Source organism: Buttiauxella cochleicola, from assembly GCF_021282405.1.
Classification (GTDB): Bacteria; Pseudomonadota; Gammaproteobacteria; order Enterobacterales; family Enterobacteriaceae; genus Buttiauxella; species Buttiauxella massiliensis.
Genome location: NZ_JAJSOU010000018.1, coordinates 12650 through 29086, shown reverse-complemented (window position 1 = coordinate 29086; position 16437 = coordinate 12650). Strand labels below are relative to the sequence as shown.

Annotated in this window: 12 protein-coding genes; 6 read left to right on the top strand and 6 right to left on the bottom strand. The window is 49.6% G+C overall.

Annotation, left to right across the window (positions count from 1 at the left end; translation table 11 throughout):
- Window positions 1-22 precede the first annotated feature (22 nt).
- Together LVQ79_RS19570 and LVQ79_RS19565 are read left to right on the top strand one after the other, a co-directional pair.
- Window positions 23-904 carry a MurR/RpiR family transcriptional regulator gene (locus LVQ79_RS19570; RefSeq protein WP_232866239.1) on the top strand — a complete coding sequence of 294 codons (882 nt, stop codon included), beginning with the start codon at window positions 23-25 and terminating at the stop codon, window positions 902-904.
- Between the two features lie 147 nt (window positions 905-1051).
- Window positions 1052-1942 carry a dihydrodipicolinate synthase family protein gene (locus LVQ79_RS19565; protein ID WP_064516102.1) on the top strand — a complete coding sequence of 297 codons (891 nt, stop codon included), beginning with the start codon at window positions 1052-1054 and terminating at the stop codon, window positions 1940-1942.
- Between the two features lie 74 nt (window positions 1943-2016).
- On the opposite strand, the gene LVQ79_RS19560 is transcribed toward LVQ79_RS19565, so the two are convergent.
- The 6 genes from LVQ79_RS19560 to qseB all read right to left on the bottom strand — a co-directional run bounded on the left by LVQ79_RS19560 (window position 2017) and on the right by qseB (window position 10824).
- Entirely contained in the window at window positions 2017-6462 is a 4446-nt protein-coding gene (locus LVQ79_RS19560; RefSeq protein ID WP_232866237.1) for an autotransporter outer membrane beta-barrel domain-containing protein, read from the bottom strand.
- A 228-nt stretch (window positions 6463-6690) separates the two neighbouring features.
- Window positions 6691-7617, bottom strand: coding sequence for a LysR family transcriptional regulator (locus tag LVQ79_RS19555; protein WP_232866235.1), 927 nt, complete (start codon window positions 7615-7617; stop codon window positions 6691-6693).
- A gap of 144 nt (window positions 7618-7761) precedes the next feature.
- Window positions 7762-8079, bottom strand: a complete 318-nt coding sequence (locus LVQ79_RS19550) for a putative quinol monooxygenase (RefSeq protein WP_232866233.1) — start codon at window positions 8077-8079, stop codon at window positions 7762-7764.
- A gap of 30 nt (window positions 8080-8109) precedes the next feature.
- Window positions 8110-8691 (bottom strand): NAD(P)H-dependent oxidoreductase, encoded by a 582-nt coding sequence (locus LVQ79_RS19545; protein WP_034461002.1) that lies wholly within the window; start codon window positions 8689-8691, stop codon window positions 8110-8112.
- Between the two features lie 121 nt (window positions 8692-8812).
- Entirely contained in the window at window positions 8813-10168 is a 1356-nt protein-coding gene (qseC, locus tag LVQ79_RS19540) for a quorum sensing histidine kinase QseC (protein ID WP_232866232.1), read from the bottom strand.
- Window positions 10165-10824: a quorum sensing response regulator transcription factor QseB gene (gene qseB / locus LVQ79_RS19535; protein WP_154151561.1), complete on the bottom strand. Its 660-nt coding sequence runs from the start codon at window positions 10822-10824 to the stop codon at window positions 10165-10167. Before qseB ends, qseC begins: the two co-directional genes overlap by 4 nt.
- Before the next feature lie 192 nt (window positions 10825-11016).
- Between qseB and LVQ79_RS19530 the strand changes: the two genes are divergently transcribed.
- The 4 genes from LVQ79_RS19530 to ftsP all read left to right on the top strand — a co-directional run bounded on the left by LVQ79_RS19530 (window position 11017) and on the right by ftsP (window position 16419).
- Window positions 11017-11421, top strand: a complete 405-nt coding sequence (locus tag LVQ79_RS19530; protein ID WP_034460999.1) for a YgiW/YdeI family stress tolerance OB fold protein — start codon at window positions 11017-11019, stop codon at window positions 11419-11421.
- A 285-nt stretch (window positions 11422-11706) separates the two neighbouring features.
- Window positions 11707-13977: a DNA topoisomerase IV subunit A gene (parC, locus tag LVQ79_RS19525; protein WP_232866230.1), complete on the top strand. Its 2271-nt coding sequence runs from the start codon at window positions 11707-11709 to the stop codon at window positions 13975-13977.
- A 179-nt stretch (window positions 13978-14156) separates the two neighbouring features.
- Entirely contained in the window at window positions 14157-14912 is a 756-nt protein-coding gene (locus LVQ79_RS19520; protein ID WP_232866228.1) for a 1-acylglycerol-3-phosphate O-acyltransferase, read from the top strand.
- 94 nt (window positions 14913-15006) lie between these two features.
- Window positions 15007-16419, top strand: a complete 1413-nt coding sequence (gene ftsP / locus LVQ79_RS19515) for a cell division protein FtsP (protein WP_232866226.1) — start codon at window positions 15007-15009, stop codon at window positions 16417-16419.
- The last annotated feature ends 18 nt before the right edge of the window (window positions 16420-16437 follow it).

Genomic DNA, 16437 nt, shown 5'->3' with positions numbered 1-16437 from the left:
ACGTACTCAAGAGCAGGAAATTATGGAGTCTCAAGTCCAACGCCTTAAACCCGGAAAAATCCTCGACACACTTGGTGCGATGCAAAATAGCCTGACGCGTGTTTCACAGCGGATCGCGCACTATATTTTGACCTCTCCACAGCAGGTGACTCAGCTCTCTATCGCCGAGTTGTCACGCGAAACACAGGCTGGAGAAGCCACCGTCATTCGTTTCTGTCGCACCCTGGGTTATAAGGGTTTTCAAGATTTTAAAATGGATTTGGCTATTGAACTGGCCACGGTGGATACCGATAACAGTAGCCCGCTGTTAGATGGGGAAATCAATGAGTCAGACGATGCGCGCACCATTGGTTTGAAACTGCAAAGCACCATTAATAATGTGTTGTCTGAAACCCTGAATTTGCTGGATATGAATCAGGTTAATCAGGTCGTCGACGCATTACGCACCAGCAACTCGGTGTACATTTTCGGTGTCGGCTCGTCGGGAATTACTGCGGAAGATATGAAGCATAAGCTGATGCGTATTGGTTTGCGGGTCGATGCCGTTACCAATAATCACTTTATGTATATGCAGGCTACATTGCTCAAAGCGGGCGATGTGGCGATTGCTATCAGCCACACCGGTACATCTCCGGAAACGGTCCATGCCCTCAAGCTTGCCAGACAAGCGGGGGCAACCACCGTTGCTCTGACCCATAATTTAGGCTCCCCGCTAATTGAAGTAGCTGATTTTAGCCTGATCAACGGTAACCGCCAGGGGATGCTGCAAGGCGATTCGATTGGCACTAAGACAGCACAACTATTTGTGCTGGATTTGCTCTATACCTTGCTGGTACAGGCTGCGCCAGAGCAAGCTCGCGAAAGTAAGTTGCGTACCATGGATGCACTTAATATCGCAAAGTAATGCCACATTAGCGGCATTGATCACAGTTCAACGTATTAAGCCATTTTAGCGATGCCACGATGGTTGCATCACTCCATTTGTCGTCTTAATATAGAGTTAAACTTCATAATCACAAATCATTAGAAGTAAAACTCCAAAGAGGCTTGCATGGAAAAGTTAACTGGCTTAATCGCCGCGCCACACACACCATTTACCGCTGATGGAAGTGTTAATTATCCGGTTATTGACCAAATTGCCGCACATCTGATTGAGCAAGGTGTTAAAGGTGCCTATGTACTGGGCACTACCGGTGAGGGCATTCATTGCTCGGTCGATGAGCGCAAAAAAATTGCAGAACGTTGGGTGAGTGCAAGTGCGGGTAAACTGAGTATTACTTTGCATACAGGTGCTCTGAGTATCGCGGACTCCGTTGAACTTAGCCGTCACGCTGAAACTTTGGATATCTTCGCTACCTCAGTAATTGGTCCTTGCTTCTTCAAGCCGGGCAATATTGAAGATCTAGTGGAATACTGCCGTATTAATGCGGCCGCCGCACCATCTAAAGGTTTCTACTATTACCATTCCGGCATGTCGGGTGTGAATCTCGATATGGAGCAATTTTTACAGGTTGCAGCCGATCGTATTCCTAACCTCACTGGCATGAAGTTTAACTCCAGTGACATGTATGAGTATCAGCGCTGTGTGCGCGTGAATAACGGCCAGTTTGATATTCCATTCGGTGTTGATGAGTTTTTACCTGCTGGTCTGGCATGTGGTGCAGTTGGCGCAGTAGGCAGTACCTATAACTATGCAGCGCCGTTGTATCACCGCCTGATTGATAGCTTTAATCGTGGTGATCAGGCAGATGTTGCTGGTTGTATGGATAAGGTCATCGCTATCATCCGCGTGCTGGTGCAGTACGGTGGCGTTGCGGCTGGTAAAGTTGCGATGAAACTGCACGGCATTGATGTAGGTGACCCGCGTCGTCCGCTGCGCCCAATGACTGAGCAGCAAAAGCAAGATGCGCTGCAAGCCTTCCGCAAGGCTGATTTCCTTTAAGCTGCCCTAATTTTTCAGAGCGAATAAGTGTTACCCATTTGTCTGGTTTGCACTTATTCGCCCCATATCGTTTCTTAAAACTTAATTTTTAAGCCCACAATCCCGCCGTAATTGATGCTGTTACCTGTAAACGCTTTTTCAACGCTTAAAGAACCGGTAAGAGAAACCGACTTATTAAGCTGGTGATCAACGCCTGCATTTAACTGCCCCCATGTGCCAGCACTATTGGTGACGAAAGGAATATACCCGTCCTGTGAGGCAAAATTGGTTTTAGTCTCTCCCCTGAATTCATGCACAATCCCTGGGCGCAGCCATGCTGTGGTGCGAGTGCTCTTTTCCTGACTTTTTTGGGTGTTATTGTGGTTCCACGTCTGGTGGAAACGCAGGCTCACGCGGCCGGTAAGCGAATCGGCATTGCTGAAATTCACCCCGGAAGCGTCGTCATGGGTGTTATCCAGCTTAACCGTTGAGTAAATCAGCTGCGCCTGAGGTTCGATAAAACGTTGAACCTCTGCATCGGGCTGCCATGGGTAACCGGCTTCCAGCGAGGCGCTAAGCGCGTAACCTTTAGTTTTCATCGGGCTAAGATCGGTGGGGCTGGATTCCACATACAGCCGGTTGTACTGCGCGACCGCATCCAGATAACTTCCCGCAGGCGTAAAGTGCGTCCAATAGCCGCCGATTCCCCATGACTTCAGCGTGTTTCGACCTGCATTTTCACCGTCGGTGTGAGTGACTTTACTATTTATTTTGCCGATGTTTCCAAGCACGCCAGCAAAATTCGAACTTCCGTCGTCTTTGCTTTCTCGATACAAATCAATTCCTAACTGAATCGCATTAAGCGTAAAGCGCGATTGCGGCCCATCAAAGTCTGATTTGCCATTTTTATATATCACACGCCCCCAACTCATGTGTGGCGACTGCGTTGCCTGGGTGATCTTTTCTGCGCTGGCGAACTGTTCCCCGGTGCGTTCATGCAGGCTATCGACGAGCATTCGGCTGTAGAGCAAAGCCAACTGTGGGATATCCTGGTACAGCGAGGTTTCTGCTCGGTAGTTCGGGACTTCGCCAGCATGTTGTGGCGGTTCAGGATGCTGCGGCGTTTCTGGTTTTCCCTCCTCATCTGGTTTTACCTGTTCATCTGGTGCTGGTTGTTCATCAACCGGCGTGACGGGAGGGGGATTTACAGGAATCACTGGCGGTTTTATGACCGGTTTTTCTCCGGGCTTAGGTTCCGGGATTGGCTCTGGTTCAGGATCGGGTACGGGATCTGCTGGAGGAGGAGGAGGAGGATCATCATTCTTAACATCATCCGGTACATTTTTATGAGAGCGCAGATACCAGGCCTGTTTATTACTGTCATCAACACTTGAACGGTAAAGCGAATATTCATAGGGCCCAGCTTTAACCTTACTGAGCAAACTGAATGCTTCCGTTGCGGTGGTTGCGCCACTTATGGCATCGACGACCTTGATACCATTGCCATGTGTGAGTGCACCGCTACCATCGGTATTGGTAATTTTCAGGCTTGTGGATCCATCAGCCTTCCCGCCGTTAATAACGAGCAGATCCGTAGGTGAATCGTCGTCATGGAGATGGGTGTTTAACGCAATCGTTGAGTTGTCGCCATGGTAGTTATTCACCATCAGCGTTTTGTACTGGTTGTTTTCCGGAGTGCTGAAATTTATCAGGCTGTGGTTATTGGTAAGCTCGCTAAGCACAGAGTTACCGGTTAAAAACCACAGACTGGTATTGTTTAATGACACCTCAGACCATGCACCTGCATCTGTTAATGCCGCACCCGTGACAATACTCCCGGACATATCTACAGAAGCATTGCCTGGCACCACTCCAGAGCCATTCTTCACCTGTAGCCACTGGTTTTCGCCGTTAACATGGCTGTTTTGCATATCAATATCCGCATAGCCAGTAGTTTCAATGCCATAGCCATGATTACTGGACAAAATAGTATTGCTGATGCTGGCCTTTCCGGGTTGAGTTTCTGAACCCTGAACCGCCAGTGCCGCCGCGCCATCACCTTGTGTGGTAGCAATCGTATTCTCGGCAAAAACACTCCCTCCGTTACTGGCGAGGATGCCGTGCGCCAGCTCCCCTGATGTGGTGATACCTGTTTTGTTGAGCGACAATGTTGCCGTGTTATTCACCAGCGCACCTGTTGAGCCTGCGCCCATGGTTCGAATGACTGAGTTTTCGGCACTTAAGTCAGCGCCTGCTTCGGCCCAGATACCACGTGAGTTGTCCCCATGTGTCGTTAACGTGACGCTATCAAGTGCCATTTCAGCGGTTTCGGTTTTAAACTTGCGGCCAACAAAAGCACCCGTCGCGTTATTTCCAAGTGTCTCGACCGTGACATTACTTGCCGACAAGCTAACGCTGCCCGGTTTTGCCGCACCAATTCCGGCGTATAAACCGAGTGAATTATCCCCCTGCGTTTTGACCGACACATTTTTCAGGATGATATTGCCGCCGTCATCGGCGGTGGCTCCATAGGCCTGGGTGCCCGTGGTAAGAAGGCTGGTCCCTTCAATTGTCAGCAAAGAACCTGGGTTACGTGACGCGACTGCGTGTGGGAAGGTAAGGTTTGACGGTATGGTTGAGCCATTACCCGACGTGACGATACTACCACCCACGACTGTGACTGTAGCTCCCGCATCGGCAATAACTCCCATTGCATTATCATCACCTGATGTCGTGATGTGAGTGCCGGTTATCGTGGCCGTGGTGTTCGCGACGGCAATACCGGAGCCGTAGTTCCCGGAGGTGGTAATTCGAGAGGTATCAACCTCCAGATGACTGCCACTTGTGGCACTGATGCCTACGCTGGACTTTTGTGTGGTGCTGACATCAGTGTTGGTAAGGCTTAAGGATGAGCCCACCCCCTGAAGCAGTATGCCCGGCCCCCATGGGCCAGTTCCATTATCAGGAGCCGTTGTTTTGATAATTGAGCCGCTAATGTCAGCAGTTGCGCCATTTATGATATTGACCCCAGAGCTGCGCGCGCCGAACGTTTCGATAGTTGTATCGCTGATTTGTGCGTGAGAGCCGGCTCCTTCTGCTGAGACACCATGGCTTTGCATACCCAATGTGGTCATTGTTGAACGGTTAACAAGTACAGAGCCACCAGATATTGCGCGAGCTGCAGTTGATGTGGCTTCTGCGCCTCCGGCACCTTTCACCAGGATGTGGCTATTGTTCAGGTAAATTGAGCTACCATCACCCTCGGCACGTCCGCCTCCTTGATAATTCCCCGTGACGTTAGCAGTGAGGTCTGAACCGGTGATAGTGGCCCCTGACAATGCATGAAGGGCGGCGGTGCTGGTTGTGCTACCAGCACCGCCGCTACTTACAATCTCGCTTGCCTGCAAATTAATACGGGCATTATTCTCGGCTCGCGCGGCACTGGCGCTGGCGGCAGAAGTGGTCAAAAACACGCCCTGCGCGTCAATATCACTGCCGAACTCACTTGCCAGCAGGGTATGACTTAAGCTCAGGTTTTTTTCATTATCCAGCGGTGAAGCGGTAGATAGCGCGGCCCCAGAAGTGTTGATTCGTGTCCCTTGTTGCAGCGATACGTTTGCGCCGTTACGTGCCCATAACCCTGTCGCCCCTTTTCCTGTGGTTTGAATGCTGCTGCCTGATATTGTGCCGCTGGTGGCGTCCCCATCAAGCAAAATACCGTGGCCATTCGCTCCGCTGGTTGTGATAGTGGTTTCAGTTAAATTAAGCGCCGCACTATTTTCGAGTTTGACGCCATATGCTGAAGCACCAGTGGTAGTGATGGAGGTACTTTCCGCATAAAGTGTGCTGTCCAGACCATCAACGGCTGCACCATGACTGCCGCCGTTGCTGCCTCTTGCCCCCGTGGTCAGGATTACAGTTCCTTCAGAAAGATTGATTCGACCACCTTGAGTTGCTGAAACCGCCGGGGCTCCCCAGGATGAAGTCTGCACCGTGGATTTGCTGAGTGATGCCTTAGAATGCGGACCTGTTACGACAATCCCGAAGTTGTTATTTCCCTTAGCGCCGCCACCTACCGTCACGGTGGAGTTATCAAGATTGAGCTGCCCACCAGATTTCGCGACCAATGCAGTCATGTTATTTGCCGTGACGGTTGCTCCCGCTGCGGTTTTTGGATCAAGTGCTACTGTGCTGCCAGAAAGGGCAACTTGACCTCCCTCGAAAACATAAACACCAACTTGATCTTTTGATCCCGCCGCTGAGATTGCATTATTTTTAATGCTACCCCTGCTCAGGGTAACCGTGCCATCTTTGCCTATTTTGATGCCCGCGGTATTTGCAGCATTCATTTTTATTGTTTCATCGAAATATAAACCACTGGTATCAATCCCTGTTGATCCGGAAGTATTGACCAGTGTTTCTGCTCGGGTATCGACGTAACTAAAGCTCAGAACACCAGCGACCAGACTCGCCGATGTTTTAATAATGATTTTTCGTCTGTTTTGCTCGATGTGTGAGGGGGATATTTTGATGATTTTCATGCGAATGCCTCCATGAATCCTGATTACGGATATTCATGTTAGTAACTGTGCGTAAATGAATAATCACCAGCGACAATTTCGGCAGTATATTGAGAATATAATGGGGGGCGGTGGTGAATATAAATATTGAAGCCGGGTGGCTTAATGTGCTGGTGATTATACGTACAGTTTGCTTTGAGGGTATTACATGGCGTTAATTGCGGATTTATTTCTATTACATCGCTTGCTTTATTCGTTAACCCCCCGAATTGCTGCGAGTAGTTGCATAAAACTTGGCTTTTTCTCCATCTCTTTACGGTAAACTAAATAGACACCAATGAGTTGTAACGGGAATAATGGTGTTAGCTGTCGCAGTTTGAAAAGTACTTTATAGCGCGCAAAGGCTTCAGGCGTGAGAAACCCTACACAATCGGTCTCGGATAACAACGTGAGAAGCATCATTATTGAATTCGTTTCGAATACGATATGGGCATCTTTTAAGGTTGCCAGCAATGACTGTTTTCTTTGATATATCATTTCATCGCCAGTCAAATGGCTGACTAGATCCAGTTGCTTTAATTCATCGGTGCTAATTGTGGTCTTTTTAAATGGATTGTCTTCCCGGCAGACCATAACTGGGGTGAAATCACGCAGCAGGACACTGGTTAGTGTCGTGTTGATAACAGAAGTGGCAGAGAAAACAATATCGGCTTTACGTAAATTAAGCAGACCAACAGCATCTGGAATACCAAGAAGCGTTTCTATATATTTTATTTTATAATTTAATTTCGCCTCCTTGATCTTTAATACCGTGTCTGACAAATCATGTATTGCTACTGAAAAAGGAGAGTAAATAACCACTGTCTCTCGTTTATTTGTTTTTTTACTCCGCTCGACAGAATCACTCATTATTTCCAGAGACTGTTTAAGTTTAACGTACAGATCATCTGCAAATACAGTTGGTGCGATGGTATTGCCATGGCGAATAAATAACGGATCGGCAAAATGCAGACGCAGTTTACGTAACGAGTGGCTTATTGACGGCGGAGTTACATCCAATATTTCAGAAACTTCAGTAATACTGCGTGTGGAATAGATCAAACAGAAGGTGGTTAAAAGATTGAGATTAAAGTTGGCAAGGTTGATGATTTTATCGGAAACCGTGTTCGTCTTCATGTCCTGGCCTTGCTGAGAATATTGATTAAAGAATAGCTTAGCAGCATTTTCTCAATGTGAATGGCTCAGGGCAGCGTTTAGAATGCAGATACAAAAAGGGGGCAGATATGAAAGCCGCCCCCTTAAATCATTCGGTAAACCCAATTACTTAATTGCGTCTTCCAGAATATGGATATGAACGTCCAGAACGTCGTCTTTAACAGTGACGCTGTGATCTTTCATGTGTTTTGTTTGCAGGTGAGCTTCGAGGTGAGCCACGCTCTCCCATTTTTCCAGCATAAACACAGAATCTGGTGCAGTGGTCTGGAACGCGACTTGTGCGTTATGGTCGATGAGTGGCGCATAACCAAAGCAGCCTTCCTCTTCGAGCACAGTAGGAATAATTTTTGCAAACGCGTCCAGTACAGCCTGGCGATGGTGAACACCAGGGCGGGTACGAATTTCAGCTATTACTGTAATCATGTTCAACTCCTTGTTGTAGTCATAAGACAGTTAAGCAAAAACTCGGCCCAGATGCTCGCGGTATTCTGCAATAAAACGCGGTACATCAGGCGCTTTCATTACGTCGTTGGCGATAAATGTCGGCAGACCTTCCATTCCAAGGAACTGGTTAGCTTTGTGGAATGGCAGGTAAACACCATCAACTCCAACACCGTGGAAGAACTGTTCTTTGTCTTCAAATGCTTGCAGCGGGGCGTTCCAGGTCAGTGACAGCATATAAGTTTTGCCCTGGATCAGGCCGCCAGAACCGTATTTTTTCTCTGCATCAGAACGGGTACGACCATCGCTTGCATACAGTGAGCCATGACCTTCAGTAAATACATCATCAATGTATTTCTTCATGGTCCACGGTGCGCCCATCCACCAGCCTGGCATCTGATAAATCACAGTATCAGCCCACATATATTTCGCGACTTCTTCTTTAATGTCGTACTCACTGTCGGTACGTGTGACCTGAACATCATGCCCGAGGTCGCGCAAAAAGCTTTCCGCGACGTCGGTCAGGGTGTCGTTAAGTTGGCCATTAGAATGGGCGAATTTTTTCGCACCATTGATAATCAGAATATTGCTCATAGTTAGTCCTCGAATAATTGCGTCTGGCGCGGAGTTTACCGTGATGTATGTCACAATTAAATGCCGTATATAGGCAAAGACTTTTGCTAAAAACGCAATAATCAGAGGGCTGGAGCCGTTTTTACCAGCGTATTTGTACCTGAAATCCACCGCTGGGGGCGTTTAAGAAAATCGCCTGCATACTGTGTAATGCAGCGATTCGCCTGACGATAGATAACCCGAGGCCGCTGCCGGTTTTTTCCTGCCCGGGTGGACGGAAGAAGCGTTCACCAAGTGAGGTCAGATATTCAGGGCTGACGCCCGGGCCGTTGTCGGTAATCGTAATTTCGTGGCTCTGCAGAACGACATTGACTACGCTGCCGCGTGGGCTGTAGCGCACGGCATTGTCCAGCACGTTTCTGACCATCAAACTAAGTAGTAGCGGCTGACCCTGGCGTTTTACTTTTGCGTCCTGAATATCAAGGCGAATATCAATGCCTTCACGCTGCGCCTCGTGATAAGCATCCATCACCGCATTTTGCAGTAGTGGCTGGAAAGGCACGTCCTGGACATCATCCAGACCCGCTAAAGAATCCAGCCGCGATAAAGTCAGCAGTTGATCGACCAGACGAGTCGCGCGATCGATGCCTACGCTCAGGTTATTCAGTGCGTGATCGCGCATCGGTTCATCATTTTGTGCAAGCTGTGCCACTTCGGCCTGTACTTTTAATGCGGCGAGTGGGCTGCGTAGCTCATGTGCGGCATCAGAGGTAAAGCGCCGTTCGCGCTGCATAAATTCCCCGGTGCGGGTAAATAGCTGATTAAGCGCAATTACCAAAGGGCGTACTTCTTGTGGCAGGGTTTGCGTTGGCAGCTCACTGGCATCGTCTGGTTTGCGGCTACGTAATTGCAGTGCCAGTTTGTGAAGCGGGGAGAGTGCCCGGCTGACCAGCCATACCAACAACAGTAAGATCATCGGCGAGGCGATAAGCCATGGGGTGAGCTGAGACAAAACGATGTCCCGTGCCAGGTCTTCGCGGTATTCCCACTCCTGACCTACTACGATGCGGTATTTTCCGTCGGGTGTTGTCACCCAGACCATGCGCCACATATCGTCATCGCCCGCCAGTTTGCCATCAACAAATCCGTCACGCTGGTAGCGATAGCTGAGATACCTGCCGTTGTCGCCGTCGTTTAGCAGCAACTGCCCGTTGGCGGTATAAATGGCGAAGGCGAGGGTGTCATCATCTTGTTTGCCTCGATGATGCGAAATCATCTTTTTGGTACGAGGCAATTGTGTATCGTTTTGCACGCCATCAAGCTCTAACGCGCTCAGGCGTTTGGCAAACAGCACTTGTTGGGTATCAAAGAGTTTATTGAGGGTTTTGCTGGTTTGCTGCCAGGCAGCAACACTTGCGCCGACCCAGGCAACCAGCGTGAGCAAAATAAACCCGGCAATGAGTCTTGCGCGTAAACTCTGAGTCACTTTTTTTATCATTCTTCACCTAACGTATAACCGATGCCGTGTACCGTGCGAATAAACCCACTGCCGAGTTTGCGGCGTAAATGGTGGATATGTACTTCCAGCGCATTTCGGGAAACATCGTTCTCCCAGCTATAAAGTTTCTCTTCAATGAGCGTGCGCGGTAATACACGTCCTGTGTTACGCATAAACAGTTCCAGCAAGGCAAACTCTTTGGGTTTTAGTTGCAGTGGTTCACCGTCGCGGGTAACGGTTAATTTAATCGGATCAAGTTCGACACCAGCATGGCAAAGGGTAGATTGAGCCTGCCCATGGTTACGGCGGATTAAAACCTGTAAGCGGGTGGCAACTTCTATTAACGCAAAGGGTTTACACAAATAGTCATCGGCACCAAGTTGTAATCCCTCAACTCGTTGTTCCAGGGCATCGCGCGCGGTTAGAATTAACACAGGTTCAGTTCGGCCATTACGACGCCAGTATTTTAAGATATCCAGTCCGTCGATTCCCGGCAGACTTAAATCCAGCACCACTGCGTCGTAGGGGGCTAAACTCAGAGCTGACTGACCTTGAAGGCCATCTGTAAACCAGTCGACGGTAAACCCCATTTTTGTCAGCCCGGCTTTGAGTCCGTCGCCAATGAGCTTATCGTCTTCAATTAGTAATATGCGCATGGTGTTTCCCTTACTGCCCATTTGCGGGAAGTTAATAACTTTTGCGAGGGTGTGTACAGGGGAAAAATACGATGCTTCGGCATGGTGCGCAATTTACTAAAAAAAGCGATTTTTGATGGGAGAATTAAGATCGCGTTAAGATCTATCACGTTAAATAGCACTCATGAAATCATTCATAAAAGGAAAATTAAAATGAAAAAAATAGCCGCTATTATGACTATTCTCGCTATTACCGCAGCACCTGCACTGGCTGCAAATCAGGGCGGGTTCTCCGATCCGAACGCAGCTCCTGCCACCACACAAACTCAAACCGCAGGCGGTTTTGTCGGCCCAAGTGGCAGCAACACCACGGCGACACAGGCCAAGTCACTGTCTGACGATACCTGGGTCACTTTGCGCGGCAAGATTGAGTCACGTATCGGCGGTGACCATTACATCTTCCGTGATACATCTGGCACCATTAATGTCGATATCGACCATAAGCGTTGGAACGGCCAGACCATCACTCCGCAAGATACCGTTGAGATTCAAGGTGAAGTCGATAAGGACTGGAACTCTGTTGAAATCGACGTGAAGCAAATTACCAAAGTAAAATAATGCCCCAAATGAGCCGCAATTTGCGGCTCATTTCTTATCGTCTTACTTCACCTAAAGATACGCACTCCTCTGTGACTACGACTGCCAGATAAGGTACTATCGGCGGCAATTACGCCGTTTATACCCGTCATACTTCAAGCTGCAGATGCGTTGGCTGCACTCAGTCACCCCAGTCACTTACTTAAGTAAGCTCTTGGGGATTTCTGAGTTTGCCGCCTTTCTGCAACTCGAATTATTTAGGGTATGTGGCCACACTCGGCTCGTCAGTTTGAGGATGAATAATTAATGAGTGATTTAACTCATGATGGTGCAGAACGCCTTGCGCTGCACGAATTCACGGAAAATGCTTATCTCAACTATTCCATGTACGTCATTATGGACCGCGCTCTGCCGTTCATTGGCGATGGTTTAAAGCCCGTACAGCGTCGTATCGTCTATGCGATGTCAGAGTTGGGATTAAGCAATAGCGCTAAATTCAAAAAATCTGCCCGTACCGTTGGTGACGTGCTCGGTAAATACCATCCGCACGGCGACAGCGCTTGCTATGAAGCCATGGTATTGATGGCACAGCCATTCTCCTATCGCTACCCACTGGTTGATGGCCAGGGAAACTGGGGTGCGCCGGATGACCCGAAATCCTTCGCCGCGATGCGTTATACCGAATCGCGCCTGTCGAAATATGCTGAAGTCCTGCTTGGTGAATTAGGGCAGGGGACGGTTGACTATGTGCCGAACTTTGACGGCACCATGCAGGAGCCGAAAATGCTACCTGCACGTCTGCCGAATATCTTGCTTAACGGCACCACCGGCATTGCCGTTGGTATGGCAACCGACATTCCTCCGCATAACTTACGTGAAGTAGCGAAAGCGGCAATCACTCTGATTGACCAGCCGAAAACTACGCTCGATGAGCTGCTGGATATTGTTCAGGGCCCGGATTACCCGACAGAAGCCGAAATCATCACCCCGCGTGAAGAGATCCGCAAAATTTACCAGAACGGCCGTGGTTCTGTGCGTATGCGTGCCGTGTGGAAAAAAGAAGATGGCGATGTGGTGATCACCGCGTTACCACATCAGGTTTCCGGTGCGCGCGTGCTTGAGCAAATCGCCAACCAAATGCGCGCTAAAAAGCTGCCAATGGTTGAAGACTTGCGCGATGAGTCGAACCACGAAAACCCGACGCGTCTGGTGATTGTGCCACGTTCCAACCGTATCGACGTCGAGCAGGTGATGAACCACCTGTTTGCCACCACCGATCTTGAGAAAAGCTATCGCATTAACCTCAATATGATCGGTCTGGATAACCGTCCATCGGTGAAAAACCTGTTGGAAATTCTTACCGAGTGGCTGGTTTACCGTCGCGAAACGGTGCGCCGCCGCCTGAGCTATCGTCTGGAAAAAGTCCTCAAACGCCTGCATATCCTCGAAGGTTTGCTGGTGGCGTTCCTCAATATTGACGAAGTGATCCACATCATTCGTACTGAGGATGAGCCGAAGCCGGTGTTGATGTCGCGCTTTGAGTTAAGCGAAACTCAGGCTGAATCTATCCTCGAGCTGAAATTGCGCCACCTGGCAAAACTCGAAGAAGTGAAGATTCGCGGCGAACAAGCCGATCTGGAAAAAGAGCGTGACCAATTGCAGGGCATTCTGGCGTCTGAACGCAAAATGAATACCTTGCTGAAGAAAGAGTTGCAGGCAGATTCTGATGCCTATGGCGATGACCGCCGTTCACCACTGCGTGAACGTGGCGAAGCGAAAGCCATGAGCGAGCACGACATGACTCCGTCTGAACCGGTGACGATTGTGTTGTCGCAAATGGGCTGGGTGCGTAGCGCCAAAGGCCATGATATCGACGCGCAGGGGCTAAACTACAAAGCGGGCGACAGCTACCTCGGTTCTGCCAAAGGCAAGAGCAACCAGCCGGTGGCGTTTATCGACTCCACCGGGCGAAGCTACGCGCTTGACCCGATAACGTTGCCTTCGGCGCGTGGCCAGGGTGAACCTTTGACCGGTAAACTGACGCCGCCGCCAGGTGCAGTCGTTGAGCACGTATTAATGGCACCGGACGACCAGAAACTGTTGATGGCGTCTGACGCGGGCTACGGTTTTGTCTGCACCTTTAACGATTTGGTGGCACGCAACCGTGCGGGTAAAACGCTGATCTCATTGCCGGAAAATGCGAAAGTCATGCCGCCAATGGAAATTTCAAGTGTGGACGACATGCTGCTGGCGATTACCGCCGCAGGCCGTATGCTGATGTTCCCGGTCGGTGATTTGCCGCAGCTTTCCAAAGGTAAAGGGAATAAAATCATTTCGATTCCTTCGGCGGAAGCGGCAAAAGGCGAAGACAAACTGGTTCATCTATTTGTATTGCCGCCGCAAAGCACCGTTACTTTGCACGTCGGCAAGCGCAAAATTAAACTTCGTCCGGAAGAGCTTCAAAAAATCACTGGTGAGCGTGGCCGTCGCGGCACATTGATGCGTGGGCTACAACGCATTGATCGTGTTGAAGTTGATTCTCCGCTTCGCGCAAGTGTAGGTGATAGCGAAGAGTAATCAAAAAATGGCGGCTGAAAGGCCGCCAGATTGGTATATTTTACGCTTAAGCAAGTCGTACACCCGTCATCATTCAAGTTGCAGTGCCCTGACTACCCCCATACTTACAGTCTGGTGCTTTCCTGCATCGCGAATTATTTAGGGTATACTTGTCAGCGCTTTTGGCTTTTGAGGTTGTTATGCTATCCATCGTACGTTTTATTATCGTTATAATTTATTGCATCCTGGTGAGCATTTTTGGCTGTATTTATTGCCTGTTCAGCCCACGTAACCCGCGCCACGTTGCAACTTTTGGCCATCTGTTTGGGCGCCTGGCACCGGTGTTCGGTTTGAAAGTCGAAACCCGTTTACCTGAAGGTCATGAAAATCACCCGACGGCGATTTATATCTGTAACCACCAGAATAATTTCGACATGGTGACAGCTGCGAGTATTGTGCAGCCGCCGACAGTAACCGTCGGGAAAAAAAGCCTGCTGTGGATTCCCTTTTTTGGCCAAATCTACTGGTTAACCGGAAATATGCTGATTGACCGTGACAATCGCGCCAAAGCCCTGAGCACCATTTCCCAGGTGGTGGCGCAGATTCAGAAACGCAAAATATCGGTCTGGATGTTCCCTGAAGGCACGCGTAGCCGTGGTCGTGGCTTGTTGCCGTTTAAAACAGGCGCATTCCATGCAGCAATTGCTGCGGGCGTCCCAATTATTCCGGTGTGTGTTTCCAATACCAGCAATAAAATTAAGCTAAACCGTTGGAATAACGGTTTGGTGATTGTCGAAATGCTGGAGCCAATTGATATCAGCGGTTATGGCAAAGATCAGGCGCGTAAACTCGCTACTCATTGCCGCGATATCATGAGGGAAAAAATCGCCGAATTAGATAAAGAAGTCGCGGAGCGTGAAGCTTCCGGTCGAGTTGAGAAAAAGCAGGCGAATTAATCATTTTTATACCCCTGCAATTAGAGTATTACGGGGATATTTTGGCGGCACGTTTTGTGCCGCACTACGTAAGTCAGTTTCACATGGAGTAATTATGTCACTCAGTCGGCGTCAGTTTATTCAGGCATCAGGAGTCGCACTTTGTGCCGGCTCGGTGCCACTGAGGGCAAACGCAGCAGGGCTGCAGCAACCTTTACCCGTACCACCTTTATTAGAATCCCGCCGTGGGCAACCCTTGTTCCTTACGTTACAACGAGCACACTGGTCATTTACCGGTGGTGCTAAGGCACCGGTCTGGGGTTTGAACGGACGTTATCTCGGGCCGACCATCCGGGTATGGAGCGGTGATGACGTGAAGATGATTTACAGCAATCGTCTACAAGAAAATATCGCCATGACGATTGCCGGTTTGCAGGTTCCAGGTCCGCTTATGGGTGGCGCTGCACGCATGATGCAACCCAACGTCGACTGGGCGCCGGTTCTGCCAATTCGCCAGCAAGCGGCGACGCTTTGGTATCACGCCAACACGCCTAACCGTACCGCAAAGCAGGTTTACAATGGCCTTGCGGGCATGTGGCTGATTGAAGATGAAGTCAGCAAAAATCTGCCTATTCCTAACCACTATGGTGTCGATGACTTCCCGGTCATTATTCAAGATAAGCGCCTCGATAACTTTGGCGCGCCTGAATATGAAGAGCCAGGCAATGGTGGATTTGTGGGCGACACACTGCTGGTGAATGGTGTGCAGGGGCCGTATGTTGAGGTCTCTCGCGGCTGGGTGCGTTTGCGTTTGCTGAACGCTTCTAACTCACGCCGCTATCTACTGCAAATGAGCGATGGCCGTGCGATGCATGTTATTTCCAGCGACCAGGGTTTCCTGCCTGCACCGGTTTCCGTAAAGCAACTTTCACTGGCTCCGGGCGAACGCCGTGAGATTCTGGTGGATATGAGTGACGGCAAAGAAGTGTCGATAACCTGCGGTGAAGCGGCCGGTATCATGGATAGAATCCGTGGTTTCTTTGAGCCGTCGAGCATTCTTATTTCCACGCTGGTTCTGACGTTGCGTGCCACCGGTCTGCTGCCGTTAGTGACTGATACATTACCAATGCGCTTGCTGCCGGATGAGATTATCAATGGCAACCCGGCGCGTAGCCGTGAAATTACTCTCGGCGAAGATCCCGGTATTAACGGTCAGCTATGGGATATGAAACGCATTGATATTCAGACTCAGCAAGGCACCTGGGAGCGCTGGACCGTGCGTTCCGATATGCCGCAATCTTTCCATATTGAAGGCGTGAGTTTCCTGATTAAAAACGTCAATGGCGCAGCACCATTTGGTGAAGACCGCGGCTGGAAAGATACGGTTTGGGTTGATGGGCAGGTAGAGTTATTGGTCTATTTTGGCCAGCCTTCCTGGGAACATTTCCCATTCCTCTATACAAGTCAGACGCTTGAAATGGCAGACCGTGGTTCTATCGGTCAATTGCTGGTGCAGCCTGCGCCATAAACCATTTTAGGTCCTTTC

Coding starts and splice junctions, on each gene's coding strand:
- LVQ79_RS19570 (WP_232866239.1), top strand. CDS start 23: ATGGAGTCTCAAGTCCAACGCCTTAAACCCGGAAAAATCCTCGACACA.
- LVQ79_RS19565 (WP_064516102.1), top strand. CDS start 1,052: ATGGAAAAGTTAACTGGCTTAATCGCCGCGCCACACACACCATTTACC.
- LVQ79_RS19560 (WP_232866237.1), bottom strand. CDS start 6,462: ATGAAAATCATCAAAATATCCCCCTCACACATCGAGCAAAACAGACGA.
- LVQ79_RS19555 (WP_232866235.1), bottom strand. CDS start 7,617: ATGAAGACGAACACGGTTTCCGATAAAATCATCAACCTTGCCAACTTT.
- LVQ79_RS19550 (WP_232866233.1), bottom strand. CDS start 8,079: ATGATTACAGTAATAGCTGAAATTCGTACCCGCCCTGGTGTTCACCAT.
- LVQ79_RS19545 (WP_034461002.1), bottom strand. CDS start 8,691: ATGAGCAATATTCTGATTATCAATGGTGCGAAAAAATTCGCCCATTCT.
- qseC (WP_232866232.1), bottom strand. CDS start 10,168: ATGATAAAAAAAGTGACTCAGAGTTTACGCGCAAGACTCATTGCCGGG.
- qseB (WP_154151561.1), bottom strand. CDS start 10,824: ATGCGCATATTACTAATTGAAGACGATAAGCTCATTGGCGACGGACTC.
- LVQ79_RS19530 (WP_034460999.1), top strand. CDS start 11,017: ATGAAAAAAATAGCCGCTATTATGACTATTCTCGCTATTACCGCAGCA.
- parC (WP_232866230.1), top strand. CDS start 11,707: ATGAGTGATTTAACTCATGATGGTGCAGAACGCCTTGCGCTGCACGAA.
- LVQ79_RS19520 (WP_232866228.1), top strand. CDS start 14,157: ATGCTATCCATCGTACGTTTTATTATCGTTATAATTTATTGCATCCTG.
- ftsP (WP_232866226.1), top strand. CDS start 15,007: ATGTCACTCAGTCGGCGTCAGTTTATTCAGGCATCAGGAGTCGCACTT.